This is a genomic window from Devosia sp. 1635 (assembly GCF_013185955.1).
GTDB lineage: Bacteria > Pseudomonadota > Alphaproteobacteria > Rhizobiales > Devosiaceae > Devosia.
Map to the genome: position 1 here is coordinate 562,456 of NZ_JABAOM010000003.1, position 19,758 is coordinate 582,213.

Annotated in this window: 21 protein-coding genes; 11 read left to right on the plus strand and 10 right to left on the minus strand. The window is 64.7% G+C overall.

Annotation, left to right across the window (positions count from 1 at the left end; genetic code table 11):
- Positions 1-217 precede the first annotated feature (217 nt).
- Together HRU92_RS15015 and HRU92_RS15020 are read left to right on the plus strand one after the other, a co-directional pair.
- The gene (locus HRU92_RS15015; RefSeq protein WP_210258487.1) at positions 218-2,956 is read left to right on the plus strand and encodes a DNA translocase FtsK; all 2,739 of its coding nucleotides are present in this window, start codon (positions 218-220) and stop codon (positions 2,954-2,956) included.
- Positions 2,957-3,057: 101 nt separating this feature from the next.
- Positions 3,058-3,684 (plus strand): outer membrane lipoprotein carrier protein LolA, encoded by a 627-nt coding sequence (locus tag HRU92_RS15020; protein ID WP_172121793.1) that lies wholly within the window; start codon positions 3,058-3,060, stop codon positions 3,682-3,684.
- A gap of 14 nt (positions 3,685-3,698) precedes the next feature.
- Here the strand turns inward: HRU92_RS15020 and HRU92_RS15025 are convergent, their stop codons facing one another.
- Entirely contained in the window at positions 3,699-4,508 is an 810-nt protein-coding gene (locus HRU92_RS15025) for an undecaprenyl-diphosphate phosphatase (RefSeq protein WP_172121794.1), read from the minus strand.
- A gap of 144 nt (positions 4,509-4,652) precedes the next feature.
- Here HRU92_RS15025 and HRU92_RS15030 point away from each other — a divergent pair, with 144 nt between their 5' ends.
- Genes HRU92_RS15030 through HRU92_RS15045 form a run of 4 tightly spaced genes read left to right on the plus strand, consistent with a single transcriptional unit; the run spans position 4,653 to position 8,054 of the window.
- Positions 4,653-5,330 (plus strand): glutathione S-transferase family protein, encoded by a 678-nt coding sequence (locus HRU92_RS15030; RefSeq protein ID WP_127755098.1) that lies wholly within the window; start codon positions 4,653-4,655, stop codon positions 5,328-5,330.
- Positions 5,331-5,335: 5 nt separating this feature from the next.
- Positions 5,336-6,535 (plus strand): tRNA epoxyqueuosine(34) reductase QueG, encoded by a 1,200-nt coding sequence (gene queG / locus HRU92_RS15035; RefSeq protein ID WP_172121795.1) that lies wholly within the window; start codon positions 5,336-5,338, stop codon positions 6,533-6,535.
- On the plus strand, positions 6,532-7,404 hold the full coding sequence (locus HRU92_RS15040) for an NAD-dependent epimerase/dehydratase family protein (RefSeq protein ID WP_127755100.1): 873 nt from the start codon (positions 6,532-6,534) through the stop codon (positions 7,402-7,404). The genes queG and HRU92_RS15040 overlap by 4 nt, the downstream gene beginning before the upstream one ends.
- Positions 7,401-8,054 carry a GNAT family protein gene (locus HRU92_RS15045; RefSeq protein WP_127755101.1) on the plus strand — a complete coding sequence of 218 codons (654 nt, stop codon included), beginning with the start codon at positions 7,401-7,403 and terminating at the stop codon, positions 8,052-8,054. Before HRU92_RS15040 ends, HRU92_RS15045 begins: the two co-directional genes overlap by 4 nt.
- Here the strand turns inward: HRU92_RS15045 and HRU92_RS15050 are convergent.
- Complete coding sequence (locus HRU92_RS15050) at positions 8,051-8,830, minus strand: alpha/beta hydrolase (protein WP_172121796.1); 780 nt, start codon at positions 8,828-8,830, stop codon at positions 8,051-8,053. The two genes, HRU92_RS15045 and HRU92_RS15050, sit on opposite strands and share 4 nt — an antisense overlap.
- 176 nt (positions 8,831-9,006) lie before the next feature.
- Between HRU92_RS15050 and infC the strand changes: the two genes are divergently transcribed.
- Positions 9,007-9,543, plus strand: coding sequence for a translation initiation factor IF-3 (gene infC, locus HRU92_RS15055; protein ID WP_172124743.1), 537 nt, complete (start codon positions 9,007-9,009; stop codon positions 9,541-9,543).
- A 61-nt stretch (positions 9,544-9,604) separates the two neighbouring features.
- Here infC and HRU92_RS15060 read toward each other — a convergent pair whose 3' ends face one another.
- The 4 genes from HRU92_RS15060 to irrA form a co-directional block, all read right to left on the minus strand.
- Positions 9,605-10,498 carry a ribokinase gene (locus HRU92_RS15060; protein WP_172121797.1) on the minus strand — a complete coding sequence of 298 codons (894 nt, stop codon included), beginning with the start codon at positions 10,496-10,498 and terminating at the stop codon, positions 9,605-9,607.
- Positions 10,499-10,595: 97 nt separating this feature from the next.
- Positions 10,596-11,204, minus strand: coding sequence for a YdeI/OmpD-associated family protein (locus HRU92_RS15065; protein ID WP_127755105.1), 609 nt, complete (start codon positions 11,202-11,204; stop codon positions 10,596-10,598).
- The gene (locus HRU92_RS15070) at positions 11,204-12,034 is read right to left on the minus strand and encodes an arylamine N-acetyltransferase (protein WP_172121798.1); all 831 of its coding nucleotides are present in this window, start codon (positions 12,032-12,034) and stop codon (positions 11,204-11,206) included. Before HRU92_RS15070 ends, HRU92_RS15065 begins: the two co-directional genes overlap by 1 nt.
- A 153-nt stretch (positions 12,035-12,187) precedes the next feature.
- Positions 12,188-12,634, minus strand: a complete 447-nt coding sequence (irrA, locus tag HRU92_RS15075) for an iron response transcriptional regulator IrrA (RefSeq protein WP_173088437.1) — start codon at positions 12,632-12,634, stop codon at positions 12,188-12,190.
- 165 nt (positions 12,635-12,799) lie between these two features.
- Between irrA and fabA the strand changes: the two genes are divergently transcribed.
- Together fabA and fabB are read left to right on the plus strand one after the other, a co-directional pair.
- Complete coding sequence (gene fabA, locus HRU92_RS15080; RefSeq protein ID WP_127755108.1) at positions 12,800-13,330, plus strand: 3-hydroxyacyl-[acyl-carrier-protein] dehydratase FabA; 531 nt, start codon at positions 12,800-12,802, stop codon at positions 13,328-13,330.
- Between the two features lie 66 nt (positions 13,331-13,396).
- On the plus strand, positions 13,397-14,620 hold the full coding sequence (gene fabB, locus HRU92_RS15085) for a beta-ketoacyl-ACP synthase I (RefSeq protein WP_172121800.1): 1,224 nt from the start codon (positions 13,397-13,399) through the stop codon (positions 14,618-14,620).
- Positions 14,621-14,623: 3 nt separating this feature from the next.
- On the opposite strand, the gene HRU92_RS15090 is transcribed toward fabB, so the two are convergent.
- Genes HRU92_RS15090 through ubiE form a run of 4 tightly spaced genes read right to left on the minus strand, consistent with a single transcriptional unit; the run spans position 14,624 to position 18,135 of the window.
- The gene (locus HRU92_RS15090) at positions 14,624-15,352 is read right to left on the minus strand and encodes a HesA/MoeB/ThiF family protein (protein WP_172121801.1); all 729 of its coding nucleotides are present in this window, start codon (positions 15,350-15,352) and stop codon (positions 14,624-14,626) included.
- Positions 15,353-15,366: 14 nt separating this feature from the next.
- Positions 15,367-15,831 (minus strand): dUTP diphosphatase, encoded by a 465-nt coding sequence (gene dut / locus HRU92_RS15095; RefSeq protein ID WP_172121802.1) that lies wholly within the window; start codon positions 15,829-15,831, stop codon positions 15,367-15,369.
- Positions 15,832-17,367 carry a 2-polyprenylphenol 6-hydroxylase gene (gene ubiB / locus HRU92_RS15100; protein WP_172121803.1) on the minus strand — a complete coding sequence of 512 codons (1,536 nt, stop codon included), beginning with the start codon at positions 17,365-17,367 and terminating at the stop codon, positions 15,832-15,834. It lies immediately after the preceding gene.
- A 3-nt stretch (positions 17,368-17,370) separates the two neighbouring features.
- The gene (ubiE, locus tag HRU92_RS15105; protein ID WP_172121804.1) at positions 17,371-18,135 is read right to left on the minus strand and encodes a bifunctional demethylmenaquinone methyltransferase/2-methoxy-6-polyprenyl-1,4-benzoquinol methylase UbiE; all 765 of its coding nucleotides are present in this window, start codon (positions 18,133-18,135) and stop codon (positions 17,371-17,373) included.
- Positions 18,136-18,240: 105 nt separating this feature from the next.
- On the opposite strand from ubiE, the gene mutM reads away from it, so the two are divergent.
- Positions 18,241-19,128 carry a bifunctional DNA-formamidopyrimidine glycosylase/DNA-(apurinic or apyrimidinic site) lyase gene (mutM, locus tag HRU92_RS15110; RefSeq protein ID WP_172121805.1) on the plus strand — a complete coding sequence of 296 codons (888 nt, stop codon included), beginning with the start codon at positions 18,241-18,243 and terminating at the stop codon, positions 19,126-19,128.
- Positions 19,129-19,278: 150 nt separating this feature from the next.
- Positions 19,279-19,545, plus strand: a complete 267-nt coding sequence (gene rpsT, locus HRU92_RS15115) for a 30S ribosomal protein S20 (RefSeq protein ID WP_127755115.1) — start codon at positions 19,279-19,281, stop codon at positions 19,543-19,545.
- Positions 19,546-19,758: the final 213 nt, after the last annotated feature.

A 19,758-nucleotide genomic window follows, 5' to 3' on the forward strand; every position in this document is an offset into this window, starting at 1 on the left:
TCCCACTCGCAAACCGCATGGGCCGCACTCCTCGATCAATCCTCCCTAGTGCCGCCTTCCCCCCGCTGTTCGCGGCACTCTGCCTGGGCCCGTTGCCTGCAACGGGCCCTTTTTCTTGCCGCAGTGGGGATGGTTAGCCTGCGATTAACCACACGGCTCTAGCATCGGCGGCATGCGGCCTGGATTCTCCCGGGCGCCACCTAAACCATAGTGCCCCATGCCATCACACCCCACGCCAATGCTCGACGAGATTCGCTCGGTGCCACAACGCGGCACCCGGGCCGCAGCCAAGCCAGCGCCTGCTGCCGTGAGCGCCATTGCCATTCGCATCCCGGTGCGCCTTGTGGGATTGCTGGGCCTGGTTTTGGTAGCGGTGTGCCTTGTCGCCATGGCCTCCTGGTCTGTGGATGACCCAAGCTTCACCTATGCCACGACCAAGCCCGCCGCCAATTGGCTGGGTTTTCCCGGTGCGGTGATTGCCGATACGCTGTTTCAGATGCTGGGCCTGGCCGGGCCCGTGCTGCTGGTGCCGCCGGCCCTGTGGTTCTGGGCCATGTCGCGCCGGCGCCTGCCCACCCGCTTTGGCCTTCGCGCCACGAGCTGGATCGGGGCGACCATTCTTGTGGCCGGCGTGCTGGCCTTTGTGCCCATGCCCGCCACCTGGCCGCTGCCGACCGGGCTTGGCGGCATTGTCGGCACCGGCTTTACCGTGCTCGCGACCCTGGTCGGGGGCGCCCAGCCGCAGCCACTGACCGCAGCGCTGTTTGCCGTTATCCTCGCGGCTCCCGCGATTGCCCTTTTTTGGATCGGCATGGGGTTGGGTACCGCCCGTTCAACGGCCCCGGGCAAGCCGGCCAAGGTCGCTGGCCGGGCCGAGCCCGAGCCGCGCGACGCCCGTGACCCTGACGAGGAACGCGAAACCAATCCGCTGGTGGACGTGGCGCTCGGCGCCATGGTGCATTTGGGCTATTCCCTGCGCACCGCCTTCCGCCGCGCCCGCGCCAGCCACGCCGAAAAACGCGCTGCCGACAACGCGCCCTATCGCGATGACGAATTCGAGCCCAGCCTGGATGGTCGTGGCGCGCCCCAGTTGGAGCGCCTCGAGCCCGCTGTTGTGGCCGAGCCGCGCCGCATCCATTCGCGCACCATGCCTGAGCCGAGCTTTGCGCCCGAAGCGCCGGTGTCCGCGCGCATCAATGCCCGCCCGAGCTATGACGAAACCGAGCTCGATTATCCCGATGATGCCGAAGACGACGACATCCCCTTTGTGCCCGAGCCCGCGGCCCCCGCCGTGGTCAATCACCGCCAGCAGGGCGATTCCCGCTTCCATCCGGTCAATCCCGCGGCACCCCGCGTCGCGGCGCCAGCGCCTGCCCCGGTGCAGGGCACCCGTGTCGCGCGCGAGGCCCAGCCCTCGTTCCTCGACGAGCCCGGCGCGTTTGAGCTGCCGCCGCTGAGCCTTCTGGCCGAACCCAAGCACAAGGGCCCTTCGCCCGAGCATGCCCCCGAGCGGCTCGAGGAAATGGCGCGCCAGCTCGAAGGCGTGCTGGAAGATTTCGGCGTCAAGGGCGACATCATCAATGTCCGCCCCGGCCCCGTCGTCACCTTGTTTGAGCTCGAGCCGGCGCCCGGCATCAAGTCGAGCCGCGTGATCTCGCTGGCCGACGACATTGCCCGCTCTATGTCGGCCATATCAGCCCGCGTTGCCGTGGTGCCCGGCCGCAATGCCATCGGCATCGAGCTGCCCAACCAGATGCGCGAAACCGTTTACTTCCGCGAAATGCTGGCTTCCTCGGACTTCGAGAAGATGAAGGGCAAGCTGCCCATTTGCCTGGGCAAGACCATTGGCGGCGAGCCCGTGATCGCCGATCTCGCGCGCATGCCGCACCTTCTGATCGCCGGCACCACCGGCTCGGGCAAATCGGTGGGTATCAACACCTTCATCCTGTCGCTGCTCTACCAGATGACGCCCGAGCAGTGCCGCATGATCATGATCGATCCCAAGATGCTCGAATTGAGCATCTATGACGGCATTCCGCATCTGCTAACCCCCGTGGTCACCGACCCCAACAAGGCGGTGGTGGCGCTCAAATGGGCGGTGCGCGAGATGGAAGATCGCTATCGCAAGATGAGCAAGATCGGCGTGCGCAATATTGATGGCTTTAACCAGCGCGTCACCGAATCCAAGGCGCGCGGCGAAGTGATCACCCGCACCGTGCAGACCGGGTTCGACCGCGAGACGGGCGAAGCGATCTTTGAATCAGAAGAGTTCGATCTCGAGCCCTTGCCCTATATCGTCGTCATCGTCGACGAAATGGCTGACCTGATGATGGTGGCGGGCAAGGACATCGAAGGCGCCATCCAGCGCCTGGCGCAAATGGCGCGCGCGGCCGGCATCCACATCATCACCGCTACCCAGCGCCCGTCGGTTGACGTGATCACTGGCACGATCAAGGCCAACTTCCCCACCCGTATCTCGTTCATGGTGACGTCGAAAATCGACTCCCGTACCATTCTGGGCGAGCAGGGCGCCGAGCAACTGCTGGGCAATGGCGACATGCTTTACATGGCCTCCGGTGGCCGCACCAAGCGCCTGCACGGCCCCTTTGTGGCGGACTCCGAAGTCGAGGCAGTGGTCAAGCACCTCAAGGCGCAGGGTGCGCCCGATTATCTCGACTCCATCACCGCCGATGAAGACGAGGATGGTGGCTCGGCCGCTGATTTCGGCGGTGCCGATGACAGCGGCGGCTCGGGCGACGAGCTTTATGACAAGGCCGTCCAGATCGTGCTCACCGACAAGAAGGCCTCGACCTCCTATGTGCAGCGGCGCCTTGCCATCGGCTACAACAAGGCGGCGACCCTGATCGAGCGCATGGAGCGCGAAGGGGTGATCTCGCAGGCCAACCATGCCGGCAAGCGCGAAATCCTCGTCGGCAACAACGCTGACGGCTATTAAGGCTTTGGTCAGGCAGCGGCGGGACGCGGGGAACCTTCCCGCTCCTGCCGCAATTGCTGTCTAGGCTGACCTCGAACACCAAAGCCCCAGGGAACTCCTCCATGTTACGCCGCGACGCTCTGCTGCTTGGCCTTTCGGCCGTTCTCGCCACCACGCTGCCCAGCCTGGCGCTGGACCGAGCCCTTTCGGCCGAAGAGCAGCAGTTGATTGCCGATATCGGCGCGCATAACTCGGCGATCCGCTCCATGGCGGGCCGGTTCCTGCAGATCGACACCAATGGCGGGCGCAGCGAAGGCACGTTCTTCCTTGAGCGCCCCGACAAGGTGCGCTTCCGCTACAATCCTCCCAGCCGCGAAGAGATCGTTTCGGTGGGCCGGGGCTTTTATGTGCTCAACCGCAAGGAAGAGACCTATTACGCCTATCCGCAGGACACGATCCCGCTGCGCCAGTTCCTGGGCGACAAGATCGACCTGCTCAATGCCAATGTGGTCGATGTGACCACCTCGGATGGCTATATGTCGATCACCGTGATCGATGAAACCGTGGCGGGCACGGTGCAGGTTTCGCTGATCTTTGACACCTCGACGCTGGATCTGAGCCAGTGGAGCCTGGTCGAGCCCAGCGGGGCGGAGCTGACCTTTTCGCTCTATGACGTGGAAAAGAACGTCGAGATCCCGCGCGCCTATTTCTCCATTCCATCGACCTATTCGGCCGCGCAGCCGAAATAATTATCGAGCGGGGCCTAGCGCATGACCAAGAGCGCAATGAGCCCCGCGCCGCCCACCAGGATGCGCCACCAGGCAAAGGGCGCAAAGCCATAGCGGCTGACGAAAGTCAGCAGGTAGCGCACGACGAGCGCTCCCATGACGAACGCGGCGGCAAAGCCGATTGCAACATTGAGCGCGATGGACGCATCGATCAGGTCGCGGCTCTTGTAGAGATCATAGCCAAAGGCGCCCACCATGATGGGCAGGGCGATGAAAAAGGTGAATTCGGCCGCGGCGCGCTTGCTGGCGCCAAACAGCATGCCCCCCACCACGGTCGAGCCCGAGCGCGAAACGCCGGGCACGAGGCTGAGCATCTGGAAGAGGCCAATAATTACCGCCAGATGCCAGGGGAACTGGTAGATATCGTCATATTTGGGCTGGAGCGGCAGCCGGTCGACGATGAGGAGAACGATCCCGCCGATCAGGAGGGTCCAGCAGATCAGCTGCGCCGAGTCCCACAAATCCCCCTGGATGAAATCGCGCAGCAAGACGCCGGCGACCACGGCAGGCAAACAGGCGAGGATAACGGTTACAGCAAAGTGCCAGGCATAGGGCTTGCCGGTCAGCGCATCGCGGATCAGCAGGCCCAATTTGGCGAAATAAACCGTGATGACAGCCAGGATCGCCCCCAGCTGGATCAGCACGATAAAGGTCGCGGGCTGGGTCAAACCGAAGAAGTGGCCGGCCAGGAGCAGGTGCCCGGTGGAGCTAACTGGCAGGAATTCGGTAAGCCCTTCGAGTATTCCAAGGACCAGCGGCACAAAAAGACCTTGATCGGCGTTCATCTGATCCCCTAACTCCACTAGCTAGCCGCGTGCCAGCGCCGGGGGTCTTAAACTGCTTCGCTCCGAGCGCCAAGGCGGGCGAGCAACCGGCCCCAACACCAGCCTGATCTGAACACCAGCCTGAACTTAACAAGAGCATCCCGCATGCCAAGTCTGCTGCACCACCCCCTTGATCCTTCCTCCCGTATCATTCGCCTGATGTGCGCCGAATACGGCGTGCCGCTCGACATGGAGGAGATCAAGCCGTGGCTGCGCGAACCCACGCTGCTCGAGATCAACCCTGCCGCGACTCTGCCCATCCTGCTCGATGACAGCGACACGCCCATCGTGGGCATTCTGGCGGCCATCCACATGGTCGAGGATCTGTGGTCGCCCAATGTGGTCTCGGGCCTCGTGCCGGCCGATCCGGGACCGCGCGCCGAGATGTGGCGGCTGCTGGAATGGATCCTGACCAAGCTCAACGAGGAAGTGACGCGCTATATTCTCGAGGAAAAGATCGTCAAGCGCGACCAGCGCGGCGCCACCCCCGACCCATCGGTGCTGCGGGTGGCCAAGGCGAATTTGACCGAGCATATGCTCTATTTCAACTGGCTGCTGGCGACGCGCTCCTGGCTGGGTGGCGACAGCATGACCCTGGCCGATTTTGCGCTGGCGGCGCATTTCTCCACCCTCGATTACCTCGGTGACATGGACTGGAACAAGGCGGGTGAAACGCGCGACTGGTATTCGCGCATCAAGTCGCGCCCGGCCTTCCGCACCCTGCTCAATGACCGCGTGGTGGCGATGCCGCCCCATGCCGGCTATGCCGATCTGGATTTTTAACGAGCATGCAACTGCACCTTCCCCATCGTCCGGAGGGTTTGCCGACCCCCGCTGAGGGGAAGGCGAGCGCCGGTGCTGCAACCGGACCCGAAAAGCTCGTGACCGAGCTGCGCGAGCGCGCGAGGGCGCTGGGGTTTTCGAGCTTTGGCATTACCCGCGCCGATGCGCGCCCGGACCTGCCCGCCAAGCTCGAGGCGGCGCTCGAAGCGGGCTGGCATGGCGACATGGACTGGATGGCTGAAACACCCGAGCGGCGCGCCAGCCCCCAGGGGCTGTGGCCCGAAGCGCGCTCGATCATTCTCCTCGGCTTCAACTATGGGCCCGACAGCGATCCGCTCGAAGCGCTCGAGCATCCCTCCCATGGCGCCATTTCGGTTTATGCGCGCAACCGCGATTACCACGAGATCATCAAGGGCAAGCTCAAGGAACTCGCAGGGCTGCTGGCGCGGCGCGCCGGCGCCGACGTCAAGGTGTTTGTCGACACCGCGCCGGTGATGGAAAAGCCGCTGGCGGAAGCCGCGGGCCTGGGCTGGCAGGGCAAGCACAGCGTTTTGGTGAGCCGCGACTGGGGCGGCTGGCAGTTCTTGGGCGCGATCTTTACTTCGGCCGAGCTGCCGGCTGACCAGCCGCATCGCTCAAGCTGCGGCTCGTGCACGCGCTGCCTTGATGTGTGCCCGACCAATGCCTTTCCGGCGCCCTATCGGCTTGATGCCCGGCGGTGCCTGGCTTACCTCAATATCGAGCACAAGGGGCCCATTCCGCTCGAATTTCGTGTCCCAATGGGCAACCGCATCTATGGCTGCGATGATTGCCTTGCGGTCTGCCCCTGGAACAAATTTGCCAAGCAAAGCCAGGAAGCGCGGCTGCAGGCGCGCGAGGAGCTGGACCGCCCGGCCCTGGCCGATCTGGTGCAGCTCGATGATGCCGGGTTCCGCGCGCTCTTTGCCGGCTCCCCAATCAAGCGGATCGGCCATGCCCGCTTCCAGCGCAATGTGCTGATTGCCGTGGGCAACAGCGGCGATGCCGCCCTGCTGCCACTGGCGGCGGCCCGCCTGGCCGATCCCGAGCCGCTGGTGCGCGGCGCGGCGGTGTGGGCGACGCGGCGCCTGGCGGCTGATGATGACGGCGCCGCTTATCGCGCGCAATATGCGCCTGATGAAACCGACGCGCAGGTGCGCGAGGAATGGACGGCAGTGCTGCAATGAAATTCTTCTTTTTCGGCCTCGGCTTTTCGTCCCTGGCGGCCGTCGAGCAGGTGCGGGCCCTTGATCCGACGGCCAGCATTGCCGGCACGGTGCGGTCACCCGAAAAGGCGGCGCGGCTGCGCGACAACGGCATTGCCGCCCATCTGTTTACCGGCGATGCGCCGAGCGAAGCGCTGCGCGCGGATCTGCACGCGGCCACCCATGTCGTGTTGTCCATCGCGCCCGATGCCGGGGGCGATCCGGCGCTCAGCCAGCACCGGGCCGATCTCGATACCGCGCCCGATTTGCAATGGCTGTGCTATTATTCCACCGTCGGCGTTTACGGCGATTTCGGCGGCGCTTGGATCGATGAAACCGTGCCGCTGGTGCCGCGCAACGAGCGCTCGGACCGGCGGGTCGCGGCCGAAGCCGCCTGGCGCGATTATGCCGAGGAGCGCGGGGTGGGGCTGGCGATTTTGCGGCTGGCCGGTATCTATGGGCCGGGGCGCTCGACCTTTGACAAGCTGCGCGACGGCACGGCCCGGCGGCTGGTCAAGCCCGAGCAGGTGTTCAACCGCATTCACGTCGAGGACATCGGCCGGGTCACGGCGCTGGCGGCGCAGCAGCGGCTGGCGGGCACCTTTAATCTGAGCGATGACGAGCCGGCGCCGCCGCAGGACCTCGTGACCCATGCCGCCCAGTTGCTGGGGGTCGCGCCACCGCCCGAGATTGCCTATGCCGATGCGGAGCTGACGCCGATGCAGCGCTCGTTTTATGCCGACAACAAGCGCGTTGCCAACCGCGCCATCAAGGACGCGCTCGGGATCGAGCTCTTGTATCCGACCTATCGCGAAGGGCTGGCCGGTATCTTGGCGGGGGAAGGCAAATGAGCGTGGCAGGAGCCAAATCGGCGCCCGAGCGGCGCGTGCTGGAAGGCCGACTGGTGCGGCTCGAGCCGTTGGAGAGCCGCCATGCCCCCGATCTCCTCGCGGCATCGCAAGGGTCGGATATGGACGAGCGCTATCGCTGGCTTGGGGAATATCCGCCGCGAAGCGTCGGGGAGCTCGAAAGCTGGATCGCTGCGGTCAATGCCGGAGCCGATCGCTTTGTCGCCGTGGTGGACCAGCGCACGGGTCGCGCCCTCGGACGGCAGGCCTGGATGCGCATCTTCCCCGAGCACGCCTCGATCGAGATTGGTGGCGTTTATTGGGGCCCGGACATGGCGCGCACGCCGCTGGCGACCGAGGCGCTGTATCTGTTTTCCCGCCACGCCTTTGACGATTTGGGTTACCGGCGCTTTGAGTGGAAGTGCAATAATCGCAACGAGCCGTCCAAGGCGGCGGCGCAGCGCTTTGGCTTTACCTATGAGGGGTTGTTCCGCCAGGACCGCATCGTCAAGGGCGAAAGTCGCGACACCGCCTGGTTCTCGATCATCGATAGCGAATGGCCCGTGCTGCGCGCCGAGTTCGAGCGGTGGCTGAGCCCGGACAATTTCGCCCCCGACGGCAGGCAGAAAACTCAGCTGAACGCCCGCCGCTAGCTCGCTTTTGCATCCTTGACCAGCGCCAGCACCGCCGCGCGCAGCCGCTCCAGATCCTCGGGCCGGCTGAGGCGATGGTCGCCATCGGGGATCAGCGTCAGGGTGACGGGGTCATGCAGCAGGTGGGTGACGAGCTTGATCGCATGGGCCTGGGGCACATCGGTATCCTGCCCGCCCTGGAGGATATGCACCGGGCAGCCGGTTTCGATGACGGCGCCAAACAGGAGGTGCTGTTCCCCGTCCTCGAGGAGGCCGCGGGTCAGCCGGTAGGGTGCGTCCGAATAATCGGAGGGTTGCTCGACATAGCCTTGGTTGCTCAGGGCGTCGTGCTCGGCCGGGGTGAACTGCGCCAGCATCAGGTCCTGCGTCATGTCCACGGCCGGGGCGATCAACACCAGACCGGCGACCCGATGATCGCCTTGCGCGAGCATGGCGCGTACCAACAGCAGGGCGAGCCAGCCGCCCATGGAGGAGCCGACGACGATCTGCGGTCCGGTCGTGGTGGCAAACACGGCTTGCGCTTCCTCGAGCCAGCGGCTGATCGTGCCCTCATTGAAATCGCCGCCCGAAGCGCCATGGCCGGAATAATCAAAGCGGGTGACGGCGAGGCCCTGTTCAGCGCCCAGGGCATCAAGCGTCAGCGCCTTGCTGCCATTCATGTCCGAGCGAAAACCCCCGAGCCAGAAAATGCCGGGCTTTGCACCCTCCCGCCGCGCCACGGCAATGGACCGGGCGGCGTCGCCTGTGCCGACGGAAAGCAAGGATGGCTCAACCATGAAATGCACCAATCATTATCCAGTTGGGAACGCAAAGCGGCTCAAGAGCGCTTTAGTGTGGCCCCGAACGCCCAGCAGGCAAGAAATCCCTGCTTGTGCAGTTGACTTCCGGTGCCGCTACCACGATTTTACGCCTGTTTTCACCACTTTGTTTAACTACACAAGGAACGCCCGCCATTCGCCGTCCCATGAGACCCGTTACGCCCCAGAAAGATGGGCCGCTCTCCAATGAGGATATCACCAGCCCTGATGTTCAGTTGATCGATGCCGAAGGTGAGAACCGCGGCATTGTCCGAACGCGCGAGGCGCTGACTGAAGCCCAGGAAGCAGGCCTTGATCTGGTGCTGATCTCGCCTAACGCCCAGCCGCCGGTCGCCAAGATGCTCGATCTCGGCCGCTTCAAATATGCTGCCCAGAAAAAGGCGGCCGAAGCGCGCAAGAAGCAGAAGGTGATCGAGGTCAAGGAAGTCCAGCTGCGTCCCAATATCGATACGCACGACTACGAGACCAAGATGAAGGCCGTGCAGCGCTTCCTCGACGAGGGTGACCGGGTCAAGGTGACAATGCGTTTCCGTGGCCGCGAAATGGCGCACCAGGAAATCGGCATGCAACTGCTCATCAAGGTCAAGGACCAGATGGAAGCCCTGGCCAAGGTGGAGTCGCAGCCGCGCTCGGAAGGCCGCCAGATGGTGATGGTGCTGGCGCCCAAGTAAGCGCTGGCGCTTCAAAGGTATTTAAAGGCAGGCCAGTGGCCTGCCTTTTTGCTTGTGGGCCCTACTGCCCGTAGGGCTCGAGCTCGGCGGCGCGGGGGATGGCCGGCTGCGCTCCGGGCTTGAGGCAAGCCAGGCTCGCCGCCGCCGTTGCGCGCCGCACTGCGGCCTCAAGCGACAGCCCAGCATCGAGCCCGGCAGCGAGATAGCCGCAGAACGTATCGCCCGCGCCAACCGTGTCGACAGGGGTGATCGGCAGGGCTGGCACGCTGATGACGCCTTCCGGGGTCGCGGCCCGCGCGCCATCGCCGCCGAGGGTCACGATCACGGTCTGGTTGTGCTGGATGGCCCAATCCTGCATTGCCACCATGATGTCGGCATGGCTTTCGCCGCAGAGCAGCGCAAACTCGCTTTCATTGGCGACGAGGATGTTCGCCTGCGCCGCGATCGCGGCGGTGGTGGGCAGGAACGGGGCGGTGTTGAGGATCGAGATCGCGCCGCGCTCGCGGGCGAGCTCCAGCGCGCGTTGCGTGGCGTCCTGCGGGATCTCCTGCTGCAGCAGCAGCACCGAACCGGCCTGGAGCCCCGAAAGGGCGGCATCGGCATCAGCCGGGCTCAATGTGCCATTGGCGCCGGGCAGCACCGCAATGACGTTTTCCCCCTGGGCGTCCACGAGGATCATGGCGATGCCGGTGGGCTCGGCGGCAATCTTGACCTCGTTGAGATCAACCCCATCGGCCTTGAGCAGCTCGAGCGCTGCCTGGGCGAAGACGTCGTTGCCTACGGCCGATACATGGCGCACTTCCGACCCGGCGCGGCGGGCAGCCAGAGCCTGATTGGCCCCCTTGCCCCCAGGGGAAACCGAAAACGTGCCGCCGGCCACCGTTTCGCCTGGGCTGGGCAAGCGGGTGACAGTGCCGATCTGGTCGAGATTGGTGGAGCCAAAAATGGTGATCATGTGGGTCAGGCCGCCTTGAGTATGGTGTTCCAGTTGCGCGTGGTGGCAAGACCCGTCTTGTCCAGCATGCGCCCGAGCTTGTCTATGCCCGGCACACTCATTTGGGCGTGTCCCTGGTCTGGGGGTAAATGGCTTCCCCACGGGCCAGCATGGCGACGAACTCGGCGATTTTGCGGGCACGACCAGCTGGGGTGCGCAGATTGGCGAGGCGAAACGCCAGGGCAAAGCGGTTGGTCTTGCTCAGCCCCTCAAAGGTGGCGAGAGCGGCAGGATCGGCGGCAATCGCCGCCATCAAGTCGGCCGGTATGTCCATCTTGCTGGGGGACGCATAGGCGGCGTCCCAACGGCCATCGGCCTTGGCAGCCTCGACCTGGCGCAGGCCGTGCTCGGTCATGCGCCCCTGGGCAATCAGTCTCGAGACATGATCGCGATTGACCTGGCTCCAGATGCTGCGGGGCTGCCGGGGCGTGAAGCGCTGCAGAAACGAGGCCTCGTCCCAGGATTTGCGGATGCCGTCAATCCAGCCCCAGCACAAGGCGACGTCGAGCGCCTCGGCATAGGTAACCGTGGGGGTGCCATTGCCCTTCTTGAAAATGCGCAGCCACAATTCGGGCTCGCTCCCGTGGTGCTCGGCGAGCCACGCTTCCCAGGCGGCCGCGTTGGGAAAGGCGCGGATCCGGTCGGGGCGGGGCACCACCGGGGCCATCAGGTGGTGAGCGGATTGGCGCCGGCAAGGATCGCGAGGAGCTTGGCGTCGAGCAACTCGCTTTCGGGCAAGGTGATGCCGAAATTGGCCGTCAGGGCTTCGCGCAGTTCGGCCTCGTCGGTGAGGGTCCGCTGCTCGGGCTCGCCTTCGGGACCGGGCAGGCTTAGCTGGTTGCCGGACAGCACGATCCGGCTGCCCTTGGGGGAGAGGGCCGCGGTCAGCGTACGGCGCTGCGAGGAGGCTGGATCGCTCCAGACGAACTGGTTGGACGCTGCGATATCGCCTTCGGCGTTGGCGTCAAAGCTATAGAGCGGCACCCAGTCCTCGCCGAGCTTGGCCTGCAGCTCCCAGCGCGGATCCCCGCCCAGGAGGCGATAATCGCCATGGGGAGTGGTCTGCTCCACATCGGCGCGCAGCTTGAGCGGCGCGGTGGGGGTCATGGCGCCAAAGCCGGCATCGGCGAGATAGGTCTGCCCGGCAAGCTCGACCAGCACGATCAGATGCAGATCCGGATCGATTTCGGTCTGCGGGCTGGGCCAGAGCACCGAGGCCAGCAGAGGGCGGGCGGTATAGTCGAGCTCGCCCAGCATGCTCAGCAAGAGGCTGTTGTGCTCAAAGGCGTTGCCGCCGCGATTGTCGGCCAGGAGCTTGCGCTCAAGGCTCGCCTGATCGAGCAGCACCGGTTCGCCCAGCAGGGGATCGAGATTTTCAAAGGGAATGCTGGCTGGATGCAGCTGCACCAGCTGCTCTAGCGTGCCAAGGGTTGGAGCAATGGAGCCGGCGAAGCCGATTCGCTCGAAATAGGCATTCAGATTGACCTTTGGCCGCATCAGCCACCCGTTTTGCTGTTTCCGTTGCGGCGCAATATGCCGGTGGGTCACGCTTTTGTCACCCGCCAAGCGCCCGGAGGGGCTGACCGGAGCCCCGCACCAGGCCTGCACTCCGAGGTGGAGCGAACGCCAAAGGTGCAGTTTTCTAGCCCTTTACTGGGCCTGCTTGCGCACCCGGATCACCACGTCCACATGGCTCACCTGCATGCCCTGGGGAGCTTCAGGCAGGGTCCGGAACTCCACCGAAGAGGCCGGAATGTCGATCATGCGCTGCTCGTCCTCGACATAGAAATGGTGGTGGTCGGAGGTATCGGTATCGAAATAGGAGCGCGATGCATCCACCGCCACTTCGCGCAGCAAGCCCGCATGGTGGAACTGGTGGAGGGTATTGTAGATTGTTGCCAGCGACACATTGACCCGTGCCAAGCTGGCTTCGCCGTGCAGCTGCTCGGCACTGACATGGCGATGCGGGCCGCCAAACAACAGTTCGGCCAGGGCCACCCGCTGCCTGGTCGGGCGCAATCCCGCCATGCGCAGCACGGCCGTGAGACACGGTTTACGGGAAGGAACAGGTCGGAGGGTCTGGGATCGCTCTGACATGGGGTCCTTGAAACGCAAGATCGGGATCAATAGTCCGGACCTTATAGCTTTGGCGGGCGTTTAGGACAAGCTAGAGCGCCTGGGAGGGCTAACGGGATGCCCCCGATCCCTTGACCCTCCCCCTGCGCGCCTATACGAGACGATTTAAACATAAGGAGCCAGGCCATGGCCGAGCGCCAGCACGCTTTTGGATACGAAGAACTCCTGGCTCATGGCCGGGGTGAATTGCCCGGGCAAGGCGATGCGCGCCTGCCCGCTCCACCCATGCTGATGTTCCATCGCATCACCCATATCGATGACACCGGCGGCGCCTTCGGCAAGGGCCAGGTGCGGGCCGAACTCGATGTGGATCCAAGCCTGTGGTTCTTCCAGTGCCATTTCGTCGGCGATCCGGTGATGCCGGGTTGCCTGGGGCTCGATGCCATCTGGCAGATGACCGGGTTTTTCCTCAGCTGGATCGGCCAGCCCGGTCGCGGCCGTGCGCTGGGCGGGGAAATCAAGTTCACCGGCCAGGTCACCAATGACGTCAAGCTGGTGGAATACGCCATCGACCTCAAGCGCGTCATGCGCGGGCGACTGACGCTGGGCATTGCCGATGGCTGGGTCAAGGCTGACGGCAAGGTGATCTATGAGGCCAAGGACCTGCGGGTAGGCCTGTTCACCGACAGCCAGATGGGCGAACAAAAGGTCGCCTGAGCCCCTTTTACCCAACAAGCCGAGGGGTCCGGTTCAACGGGCACCCGCACTTAGGAGCGGAAACAGATGAAACGCGTCGTCGTTACCGGCATGGGCATTATTTCATCCATCGGCAATTCGGTTGCCGATGTGACCGAAAGCCTGCGCACCGCCCGACCCGGCATTTCCTTTGCCCAGGATTATGCCGATCTGAATTTCCGCAGCCAGGTCAAGGGCGATCCCATGCTGGATCCCTTTGCCCAGCTCGATCGACGCACCACCCGCTTCATGGGCCGGGGCGCTGCCTGGAACTATCTGGCCATGCAGCAGGCCATTGCCGATGCGGGGCTGGAAGCGGCCGATATTTCCAACGAAATGACCGGTATTGTCATGGGTTCGGGCGGCAGCTCGACCCGCACCATCGTGGAAGCCGCCGATATCACCCGCGAAAAGGGCCCCAAGCGCATCGGGCCGCTGGCCGTGCCCAAGGCGATGGGCTCCACCGCTTCGGCAACCCTGGCCACCGCCTTTGGCATCAAGGGCATCAATTATTCCATCACCGCGGCCTGCGCGACCTCCAAGCACTGCATCGGCAATGCCGCCCAGCAGATCATGCTGGGCCAGCAAACCATCATGTTTGCCGGCGGCCACGAGGATCTCGACTGGACGCTGTCGAACCTGTTCGATGCCATGGGCGCCATGTCCTCGAACTACAACGACACGCCCCAGCGCGCCTCGCGCTGCTATGACCGCGACCGGGACGGCTTTGTGATCTCGGGCGGCGCGGGCGTTCTGGTGCTCGAAGAGCGCGACCACGCCATTGCCCGCGGCGCCACCATCCATGCCGAGCTGATCGGCTATGGCGCGACCTCCGACGGCGTCGACATGGTCGCTCCTTCCGGCGAAGGCGCCGAGCGCTGCATGCGTCTGGCGCTGCGCGACGTCAAGCAGAAGGTCGACTACATCAACCCCCATGCCACCTCGACGCCGGTGGGCGATCTCAAGGAGATCGAGGCGCTGCGCGCCGTGTTCGGCAACGAAGACAATTGCCCCCCGATTGCCGCGACCAAGTCGCTGACCGGCCATTCGCAGGGCGCGACGGGCGTGCATGAGGCGATCTATTCGATCCTGATGATGAAGCACCGCTTCATTGCCCAAAGCGCCAATATCGACAATCTCGACCCCGCCTTTGCCGATATGCCCATTTTGCGCGAGCGGCGCGATGATGTGGATCTGGGCGTCGTGCTGTCCAACAGCTTTGGCTTTGGCGGCACCAATGCGGCGCTGGTGTTCAAGCACCCCGACGCCTGAGGCCTAAAGGGCGAACTCGGAAAACCGGGCGTCCTTGCCATCATAAACCAGCACCCGCCCAACCAGGGGGGTGCCGATGCCGGTGATGAGCTTGATCGCTTCCATCGCCATCAGCGTGCCGATCACCCCGGTGAGCGGGCCGATAATGCCCGTGGCTTCGCAGGAGGGCAGGTCGGCATCGTCCGCTGCCGCCGGGTAAAGCGCCGCAAAGGGCGGGCCGCCCGGGGCAAACACCGTTACCTGGCCCGCAAACATCGAGACAGCACCCGAAACCAGCGGCAGGCCAAGCTTGGCGGCGGCGGCGGCGGTGATGCGGCGCGTGGCGAGATTGTCGGTGCCATCCAGCACCAGATCGTATTGGGCGAGGAGCGCTTCCGCATTGCCCGCGGTGACGGCCGCCTCATGGGGCACCAATTGCACATGCGGGTTGAGCGATTCGGCAAAGCCAGCGGCGCTCTCGGCCTTGTTGGTGCCGATGCCAGCGCCCGTATGGATCACCTGCCGGTGCAAATTGGACAGCGACACCGTGTCGTGATCGACGATGCCGAGCGTGCCGATGCCCGCGCCGGCGAGATAGGCGATTACGGGGCTGCCCAGCCCGCCCGCACCCACCACCAGCACCCGGGCGCGCTTGAGCGCCTGCTGCCCCGCCCCGCCCATGCCCTTGAGCACGAGGTGGCGCCCATAGCGCCGGGTTTCCTCGGGTGAGAGTGGGCTGGGATCAGCGGGCAAGCGGCACCCCCGGTTTATGGCACGCTGGTGCCGGTGGAGCCAAACCCATTGGCGCCACGATCGGTAGCATCAAGAACGCCCTGCACGCGGAACTGTGTCGGGGTGACGGGCGCCACGAGGAGCTGGGCAATGCGTTCGCCGCGGCGGATCTCGAAGGGCTCCTGCCCCAGATTGATGAGGAGGGCGCAGATCTCGCCGCGATAATCGCAGTCGATCGTCCCGGGGGCGTTAAGGACGGTGACCCCGTGTCGGAGCGCCAGGCCCGAGCGGGGCCGCACCTGCGCTTCAAAGCCGGCGGGGAGCGCCATGGCAAAGCCGCAGGGCACCAGCGCCCGCTGGCCGGGCGCGAGCACGAGAGCTTCACCTTCGGCTATGGCCGCTTGCAGGTCCATTCCGGCGGCGCCGCCGGTTTGGGCGGCGGGCAGGGGGAGGCCCTCGCCATGGGGCAGCCAGCGGAGGGGGATGGTTACAGCCGCCATCTAGAGCACCGCGCCGATGAGGATGCCAAGGAGCAGCAGCGCGCCCGCACCCAGGGCGAGGGGAAGGCGATTGCCGTCATCGCGCAGCCGCGCCTGTTGCTCGAGCCGGGTTTGCGCCAGAACGAGTTCGGCTTCCGCCAGAATGGTGGGCACGCGCTTGCTCGCATCGGTAAAGACCTCAAGCCCGCGCTTGAGATCATCGATCCGGCCCATGGGGCCCGCTTCCCGGCGCAGCCAATCGCCGACGACCGGCTCGGCCAGCGACCAGATATCGAGATCGGGATCGAGGGCGCGGGCGACGCCTTCCACCAGCACCATGGATTTTTGCAGCAGCACCAGTTGCGGCTGGGTTTGCATGGAAAACAGGTCCGTCACGGCAAAAAGCTGCCCCAGCACCCGCGCCATGGAGATATCGGCGGCGGTGCGGCCATGCAGCGGCTCGCCAATGGAGCGGATGGCGAGGGCGAAATCGTCCACCGACTGGTTGGCGGGCACATAGCCGATCTCGAAATGCCGCTCGGCGACGAGGCGATAATCGCGGGTGATGAAGCCGTAAAGAATATCGGCCAGGAACCGGCGCTCGGAGCGCCCGATCCGGCCCATGATGCCGAAATCCACCGCGATCACGTCATTGCTGCCCGGGGCGGCAAAGAGATTGCCCGGATGCATGTCGGCGTGAAAGAAGCCGTCGCGGATGGCGTGCTTCAAAAAGCTCTGGAGGATATTGGCGGCCAGAACCTTGCGATCGATCCCCGCCGCATCGAGTGCCGCGAGGTCGCGGACGGGAATGCCCTCGACCCAGGTCGTCGTCAGAACATTTTGCGCGGTGTGGTCCCAACTGACGGTGGGGATCACAAAGCCCGTGTCATTCTTGATGTTCTCGGCCATTTCTGAGATGGCCGCCGCTTCCAGGCGCAGATCGAGTTCGAGCCGGGCCGAGCGGTCGAGCGTTTCCACCACCTGGAGCGGACGCAGGCGCCGCAGCTTGCGCGCGAGCCGTTCGAACAGGCGCGCGCCGGCATAAAAGCTCTCGATATCGGCGGCAAAGCTTTGCACGATCCCGGGGCGCAGGATCTTGACCGCAACGGTGGTCGGGGCGGCACCCGTGGGCACGAGCCGCGCCTTGTGCACCTGGGCAATGGAGGCGGCAGCGACCGGCGCCGAGATGTCGCGCAACTGTCCGGCCTTGGGGCCGAGCGCCTGCGACAGAATATCGGGGACGAGCTTGGGGTCGAACGGCTCCATCCGGTCCTGCAGGCCCTGCAGGTCGGCGGCAACCTCGGGACCCACGACGTCCGGGCGGGTGGCCAGCGTCTGGCCGAATTTCACATAGGTTGGGCCGAGGAGCCGCAGGGCACGGTTGAGCCGCTCCACATGGCCGGTGCGGCGCACTTCGGGGCGCTCCACGAGGCGCCCCAGCGCGATGGGGGCGCGCAGCGCCGGCGGCAGGCTTTCCTTGGGAATGATCGACAGGGCGCCTTCGCGCGCCAGCACAAAGCCGGCTCGCGCCAGGCGAAAATAGGGCGACAACCACATGGGCTAGAGCTTCCAGCCGCTGAACAGCGCCGCGATATTGCCGGTCATGGCGGTGTGCTTGACCCGCTTGAAGCCGGCCTCGGTCAACATGGCCGAAAAGGCGGGCGGGGAAGGGAATTTGCGGATCGATTCTACCAGATACTGATAAGGCTGGGCGTCGCCGGTGACGAGCCGTCCCATAGGCGGGATCACCCGGTCGGAGAACTGGCGGTAGAGCGCATCGAGCCCGGGCACATCCACCTGGGAAAATTCGAGCACGAGAATGCGTCCGCCGCGCTTGAGCACCCGGTGCGCTTCGGAGAGCGCCAGGGGAATGCGCGGCACATTGCGGATGCCAAAGGCGATCGTATAGGCGTCAAAGCTGTTGTCGGGGAAGGGCAGGGCCTCGGCATTGGCCTCGACAAAGCTCACCTGGTCGGGATAGCGCCATTCGCGCGCGCGCTGGGCGCCCACGCGCAGCATGTCCGAATTGATGTCGGAAACGACGACCTCGGCATAACCCACCGAGCGATTGATGATGCGCTCGGCAATGTCGCCGGTGCCGCCCGCCATATCGAGGACGCGATAAGGCCTTGTGCCCGATTTGGGCGGGCTCAGCTCGGTGACCATCGCATCCTTCCAGATGCGGTGCACGCCCCCGCTCATCAGGTCGTTCATCAGGTCATAACGATCGGCGACGCCGTGGAACACGGCATTGACCATGCCCTGCTTGTCTTCGAGCGCGACAGTTTGCTCGCCGAAATGGGTGGTCTCGCGCGTGTCGGTCATGGCATGGAACTCTTGAACGCTGGGGGCCTTGGTTTCGGGCGCACCATAGCGAAGCCCGCCTCGCTTTGCCATGGCGCAAAGCAGCACAAGCGCCAGGAGCCCAGGATGCCAGAACTGCCCGAGGTCGAAACCGTGCGCCGGGGCCTCGCGCCATGGCTCGAAGGCGCGAGCATCGAGAAGGTCACCTTGCACCGCGAAAACCTGCGCTTTCCCTTTCCGCCGGGTTTGAAGGAAAAGCTGGAAGGCCAGAGCGTGCGCCATGTCGGGCGGCGGGCCAAGTATCTGCTGATGGAGCTTTCGGGCGGGGCAACGCTCCTCAGCCATCTCGGCATGACCGGGGCCTATCGCTTTGCCGAGCACCCCATCGACAAGCCGCCGCGCTATTATGAGCTCGCGCCCGTGCCCAAGCACGACCATATGGTTTGGGAGATCTCTCACCCCGTCCATGGCCGCTCGCACCTGATCTATGCCGATCCGCGCCGCTTCGGCTTTGTGGATTTCTATGATGACATCACGACGAGCCCTTATCTGCAGGGCCTTGGTCCCGAGCCACTGGGCAACGGGTTCAATGTGGAGAGCCTGAGCGCGGCGCTCAAGGGCAAGAAGAGCCCGATCAAGGCGGCGCTGCTGGATCAGCGCGTTGTTGCTGGTCTGGGCAATATCTATGTGGCCGAAGCGCTGCATCGCGCTCATATTCACCCGACCGTCTTGGCCGGAACGCTGCTCGACGAGGATGGCGCGCCCAAGCCGGCGCTCGAGGCGCTGGTGAATGCCACGCGGCAGGTGCTGATCGAGGCCATCGAAGTGGGGGGCTCGACCTTGCGCGACTTCCGCAATGCGGAGGGGGGATCGGGTTATTTCCAGCATCGCTTTGCCGTTTACGACCGGGAAGGGCAGCCTTGCCCCACCCCCGGCTGTACCGGTACGATCGAGCGCATCGTGCAGTCCGGCCGGTCCACCTTCTTTTGTCCGGTTTGCCAGGGGCAGCCCTGAGCGGAGCTCGGGTGAATCCAGTTGACGCCTGCCGGCCTATCCCCTATAGAGCCCACGACCTGGCGGCTCCTGTGCCGCCGCTTTCATTTCGCCCCGTACCCTGCTGCGCATTTTGCGCATCTCGTCCGGATGGACCGCAAGAGGACCGTTATGGCCAATACGCCTTCAGCCAAAAAGGCTACCCGCAAGATTGAAGCCCGCACCGCGGTCAACAAGTCGCGCCGCTCGCGCGTTCGCACCTTCATCCGCAAGGTTGAGGAAGCCATTGTTGCCGGCGATCACGCCACTGCCATGCAGGCGCTCCGTGCCGCTGAGCCCGAGATCAACCGGGCTGCCACCAAGGGCATCGTCCATGCCAATCTGGCTGCTCGCAAGGTGTCTCGCCTCAACAACCGCGTTAAGGCTTTGAGCGTCTGATCCCTGCCTTTGCAGGAACGAGCTGAGCATTGAACGGGCCCCGCAAGGGGCCCTTTTTTGTTGCCCGACCGCGGGGTGCTTTTTTGCCCTTGGCGGCAGATTGTGTCAGCTGCGTGAATGCGGCACGCCAAAGGGTGTGACAAAGCGCTGCGACAAAAAGCGCGTTACAATCAAAGGCTTGCCTTGATTCTGCGTTGTCGGCCGCAGCTTCCA

Coding starts and splice junctions, on each gene's coding strand:
- HRU92_RS15015 (WP_210258487.1), top strand. CDS start 218: ATGCCATCACACCCCACGCCAATGCTCGACGAGATTCGCTCGGTGCCA.
- HRU92_RS15020 (WP_172121793.1), top strand. CDS start 3,058: ATGTTACGCCGCGACGCTCTGCTGCTTGGCCTTTCGGCCGTTCTCGCC.
- HRU92_RS15025 (WP_172121794.1), bottom strand. CDS start 4,508: ATGAACGCCGATCAAGGTCTTTTTGTGCCGCTGGTCCTTGGAATACTC.
- HRU92_RS15030 (WP_127755098.1), top strand. CDS start 4,653: ATGCCAAGTCTGCTGCACCACCCCCTTGATCCTTCCTCCCGTATCATT.
- queG (WP_172121795.1), top strand. CDS start 5,336: ATGCAACTGCACCTTCCCCATCGTCCGGAGGGTTTGCCGACCCCCGCT.
- HRU92_RS15040 (WP_127755100.1), top strand. CDS start 6,532: ATGAAATTCTTCTTTTTCGGCCTCGGCTTTTCGTCCCTGGCGGCCGTC.
- HRU92_RS15045 (WP_127755101.1), top strand. CDS start 7,401: ATGAGCGTGGCAGGAGCCAAATCGGCGCCCGAGCGGCGCGTGCTGGAA.
- HRU92_RS15050 (WP_172121796.1), bottom strand. CDS start 8,830: ATGGTTGAGCCATCCTTGCTTTCCGTCGGCACAGGCGACGCCGCCCGG.
- HRU92_RS15060 (WP_172121797.1), bottom strand. CDS start 10,498: ATGATCACCATTTTTGGCTCCACCAATCTCGACCAGATCGGCACTGTC.
- HRU92_RS15065 (WP_127755105.1), bottom strand. CDS start 11,204: ATGGCCCCGGTGGTGCCCCGCCCCGACCGGATCCGCGCCTTTCCCAAC.
- HRU92_RS15070 (WP_172121798.1), bottom strand. CDS start 12,034: ATGCGGCCAAAGGTCAATCTGAATGCCTATTTCGAGCGAATCGGCTTC.
- irrA (WP_173088437.1), bottom strand. CDS start 12,634: ATGTCAGAGCGATCCCAGACCCTCCGACCTGTTCCTTCCCGTAAACCG.
- fabA (WP_127755108.1), top strand. CDS start 12,800: ATGGCCGAGCGCCAGCACGCTTTTGGATACGAAGAACTCCTGGCTCAT.
- fabB (WP_172121800.1), top strand. CDS start 13,397: ATGAAACGCGTCGTCGTTACCGGCATGGGCATTATTTCATCCATCGGC.
- dut (WP_172121802.1), bottom strand. CDS start 15,831: ATGGCGGCTGTAACCATCCCCCTCCGCTGGCTGCCCCATGGCGAGGGC.
- ubiB (WP_172121803.1), bottom strand. CDS start 17,367: ATGTGGTTGTCGCCCTATTTTCGCCTGGCGCGAGCCGGCTTTGTGCTG.
- ubiE (WP_172121804.1), bottom strand. CDS start 18,135: ATGACCGACACGCGCGAGACCACCCATTTCGGCGAGCAAACTGTCGCG.
- mutM (WP_172121805.1), top strand. CDS start 18,241: ATGCCAGAACTGCCCGAGGTCGAAACCGTGCGCCGGGGCCTCGCGCCA.
- rpsT (WP_127755115.1), top strand. CDS start 19,279: ATGGCCAATACGCCTTCAGCCAAAAAGGCTACCCGCAAGATTGAAGCC.